The organism is Alishewanella sp. SMS8 (assembly GCF_030737935.1).
GTDB lineage: Bacteria > Pseudomonadota > Gammaproteobacteria > Enterobacterales > Alteromonadaceae > Alishewanella > Alishewanella maricola.
The window spans coordinates 1-3,588 of the sequence record NZ_JAPJEA010000014.1 but is presented as its reverse complement, the minus strand read 5'-3'; the positions used below and the strand labels follow the sequence as shown (position 1 = coordinate 3,588).

Genomic DNA, 3,588 nt, shown 5'->3' with positions numbered 1-3,588 from the left:
TCTTCTCAGCGCGAGAAAGTTTGAGGATAGCTTCAGCGGTATGATTCATAAAGATAAGGCTGGATTACTTTGATTGCTATAATTAGAACAGAAAATCAGATGGAATGGTATTACTCTAACGGGTAAGCCTTTTTGCGTTGAAGCGCCTCGCGGCGCACACTCACGCATGCCAGCCACAGCGCTGGTGGCATTGAGCAGGCCAATCATTGGCCTGCATCGCTTCGCGAGCTGCCTGTAGCAGTCCAAATTCTTTCCTGACGAATTTGTCGCCATGCGATTTGGTACTTAAGAATAGTAAAAGGCAATTAAAGCAGTTAGCTCGAATTGTTCCGAGTAACGAAGTACGCCGTTAGACAAATTTTTAACGGGACGTCACCATCATGCTCAAAACTCAAAACTCAAAACTCAAAACTAAAAAACTCACCGTGTATACCTTTGTATCTTAACGCTTGATAAGTGCTGCCGCGTCACTAGCCACAATCAAATCGCACTTGCAGTAAGATTGATAAAGCTATGCCACGCATTGCTGCAGCGATCAATATTAGATAACCATGCTATACACGGTATATTTATTCTAGTTTATGTTTGCGCTTACACAGTAGCACCTTTAGAATTGCCGCATTCGGTTTATCGGTGTTTGCTATGCTTTTCTTACAGAATCAAGCTGCTGAGGCTTACTCTACATTTCGTTTAAAAACATCGTTGCAGCAAGTAATAGAAGTGCAAGATGTTAACGAACTTAATACGATTAACATCGATTCTGCTCCTATTATTTTAGGCGAGGGCAGCAATACCATTTTTCTAACTGAGCAATCACGTCCTATATTACGTTTTACTTCGTCTCAACGAACGATATTGAATGAGACGCTTGATACTGTAAATCTTCATGTAGAAGCTGGTCACAATTGGCATCAATTAGTTAGTTGGGCAGTAGACTCAAAGCTATGGGGTATAGAGAATCTGGCATTAATACCAGGATCTGTTGGTGCAGCACCTATCCAAAATATTGGTGCTTATGGTGTTGAGTTTGCGGATGTCTGTGATTATGTCGATTTTTACTCATGGGCTGACCAATCCGTACATCGACTCCCGGCAGATGAGTGTCTATTTGGTTATCGAGACAGTCTATTTAAACAAAGTTTAACTAGTAAGGGATTGGTCATTGCCGTAGGTATCACCCTACAGAAAAAACCGAAACGTGTTTTTAATTATGCGGGTTTAGATACCTTATCTGATAGCGCGTCTTTACAAGAAATATATGCCCAAGTCATTGCTACAAGACAGAATAAGCTTCCTGATTATACAAAGTTGGCTAATTGTGGCAGCTTTTTTAAGAATCCCATAATTTCTTTGCATGCTTATCATTTACTCCAGCAGCAATTTCCAAAAATCCCAGGTTATATTGTCTCCGATAACGTCAAGGTGCCAGCAGCTTGGTTGATCGACCAATTAGGATTCAAAGGTTATCGTTTAAATGATGTCGGTTGTTATGAGCGTCAGCCGTTAGTTTTAGTTAACTATGGTAATGGGACTGCAGAGGCATTATTAGCGTTAGTAAATATGATCATCGGTAAAGTTAAAGATCGCTATGCTATTTTGCTTGAGCCTGAAGTTCGCATGTTAAATAAAGATGGCAGGGCTTATGTCCAAAGCTAATCTACAAGTACAGCGGCAATTACTCAGCGTATTAGCTGATGGCAAATTTCATTCCGGTCAGATACTTGCCAATCATTTTGGCATCAGTCGTACGGCAATTGCGAATTACATCGCAGAGTTAGAGTTGGTCGGTTTAGACATATATAAAGTGAAAGGTAAAGGCTATGCTTTAACCAAACCGATAGTCTTGCTCGATGCGGCCATTATCCGCCAACTTCAACCTGCTCAAAGTGCGCCGGTATTAGTCCAGCATATCACTGACTCTACTAACTTACAGTTGATGCAGGCCTTACAAAGTAATAAAGACCTTGCCAGCGCCAGTGTCATTGTGGCTGAAGCACAAACGGCAGGACGTGGACGACGCGGGCGTAGCTGGTATTCACCTTTTGGCAGTAATTTATATTTTAGTTATTACTGGAAGCTTGAGCAGGGTATCCAAGCTGCTATGGGTTTAAGTATTGTTGCTGGTTGTGCCTTATGTCAGGTTTTACAACGTCATTATCAGATCTCGACCAAGATGAAATGGCCAAACGATATCTACATCGATAATCGAAAAGTGGCTGGAATATTAGTTGAATTAGTGGGGCAGGCTGATGGCGCTTGCCATGTAGTAATAGGGATTGGTATTAACGTGCAATTACCACTACAAGCTTTGCAGCATATTGATCAACCCTATGCTGATCTTGCTACCGCGACTGATCATGCTATTAATCGCAATGAATTAGTCGTGCATTTACAAAGTGCCTTAACCTATGCCTTAAAACAGTTCCAGCAAACAGGTTTTGCACCGTTTCAGGAATCTTTTAATCAGTTGAATTTATACGCTCAGCAAACAGTGACTTTATCAGGAAGTGCAAGCGCAACCGGTGTTTGCAAGGGGGTTGATAATCAGGGGGCGATTTTGTTAGAGCATGCGGGACAAATTGTCGCTTACTTTGGTGGTGAAGTTAGTTTAAGAGCGGCGACTTGATGTATTTACTGTTAGATATTGGTAACTCACGCACAAAAGCCGTAATTTATGAAAATGGTAAGTTTACGCTACTGTCTGATTTAAACCTGCAATCAATAGCACCTTATCGCTTCATTGCTGTATACGTTGCTTGCGTGGGTTTTGATGAACATGTTGAGCAGTTACAGTATACACTGGGCTTAACGCATTTGCCTTGGTACAGATTAGTCAGCCAAACAGCTGCTTTTGGCGTGGTTAATCGCTATGCCACACCTGAGCGATTAGGGGTTGATCGTTGGTTAGCTATTTTAGGTGCTGATAGCTTGTTGCAGGCGAAAAATCTAATGATAGTCGATGCCGGTACGGCTTTAACTATTGATTGGTTAGATATGTCACAGCAACACCAAGGCGGTTGGATTATTCCTGGTCTTCGCTTGCAACAAGAAGCGGTAATAAAAAATACGGCAAGAGTAGGCAGTACTCCAGATGATAGTCAAGAATTAATCTTAGGCGTTAATACACAAGATTGCGTTAAAAATGGTGCTCTTGCAGCATTATGTGGTGCTATTCGTGCTGGTTGGCAGTTAAAACCAACCGACGTTATCTTCCTCACGGGTGGTGATGCACCAAAGTTGGCTCAATATCTGTCTGACTTGCCGGTACAACTGGATCCTTTACTGATTTTTCGCGGCATAGCGCGATATATTGCAACTTAAACGCGGGATCGCACAACAATTAGCCGTTCAGCTAATAATTTATGCTTTTTTCTGTTTTTCTTGTTGCGCCATCCCCACCATTCTACTAGAATTCGCACCCACTGACGTAGTGCCGCTTTAGCTCAGTTGGTAGAGCAACTGACTTGTAATCAGTAGGTCATCCGTTCGACTCGGATAAGCGGCACCATTAGTGGAGGGGTTCCCGAGTGGCCAAAGGGATCAGACTGTAAATCTGCCGGCACTGCCTTCGAAGGTTCGAATCCTTCC

At 42.4% G+C, this 3,588-nt stretch carries 3 protein-coding genes and 2 tRNA genes; all 5 read left to right on the top strand.

Annotation, left to right across the window (positions count from 1 at the left end):
• Positions 1–642 precede the first annotated feature (642 nt).
• The 5 genes from murB to ORJ01_RS16130 all read left to right on the top strand — a co-directional run bounded on the left by murB (position 643) and on the right by ORJ01_RS16130 (position 3,588).
• Complete coding sequence (gene murB, locus ORJ01_RS16150) at positions 643–1,656, top strand: UDP-N-acetylmuramate dehydrogenase (protein ID WP_306178899.1); 1,014 nt, start codon at positions 643–645, stop codon at positions 1,654–1,656.
• Positions 1,643–2,626 carry a bifunctional biotin--[acetyl-CoA-carboxylase] ligase/biotin operon repressor BirA gene (birA, locus tag ORJ01_RS16145; protein ID WP_306178898.1) on the top strand — a complete coding sequence of 328 codons (984 nt, stop codon included), beginning with the start codon at positions 1,643–1,645 and terminating at the stop codon, positions 2,624–2,626. The genes murB and birA overlap by 14 nt, the downstream gene beginning before the upstream one ends.
• Positions 2,626–3,321, top strand: coding sequence for a type III pantothenate kinase (locus ORJ01_RS16140; protein ID WP_306178897.1), 696 nt, complete (start codon positions 2,626–2,628; stop codon positions 3,319–3,321). Before birA ends, ORJ01_RS16140 begins: the two co-directional genes overlap by 1 nt.
• 111 nt (positions 3,322–3,432) lie before the next feature.
• Positions 3,433–3,508 (top strand) — tRNA-Thr (locus ORJ01_RS16135).
• A gap of 13 nt (positions 3,509–3,521) precedes the next feature.
• Positions 3,522–3,588, top strand: a tRNA-Tyr gene (locus ORJ01_RS16130).